The organism is Colwellia marinimaniae (genome assembly GCF_002207865.1).
GTDB lineage: Bacteria > Pseudomonadota > Gammaproteobacteria > Enterobacterales > Alteromonadaceae > Colwellia > Colwellia marinimaniae.
Window position 1 is genome coordinate 1 of the sequence record NZ_BDQM01000376.1, and the last position, 255, is coordinate 255.

A 255-nucleotide genomic window follows, 5' to 3' on the forward strand; every position below is an offset into this window, starting at 1 on the left:
AACTGCCTGGGCAGCGACTGCCCGTTCTGGAGCGAGTGCTTCGTGGTGCAGGCGCGGCAACGCGCGCAGGAAGCCGACCTGGTGGTGGTCAACCACCACCTGCTGCTGGCCGACCTGGCGCTCAAGCAGGAGGGCTGCGGCGAGATCCTGCCGGGCGCGCAGGCGTTCGTGATCGACGAGGCCCGCCAGCTGCCGGAACTGGCCGCGCAGTTCTTCGGCGAGGGCCTGGGCGCGCGGCCGCTGGTGGAGCTGGCG

1 pseudogene is annotated in these 255 nt (G+C 72.2%); it reads left to right on the top strand.

The features are described from left to right. Positions 1 to 255: pseudogene (locus MTCD1_RS19720) on the top strand (ATP-dependent helicase); the annotation flags it as partial.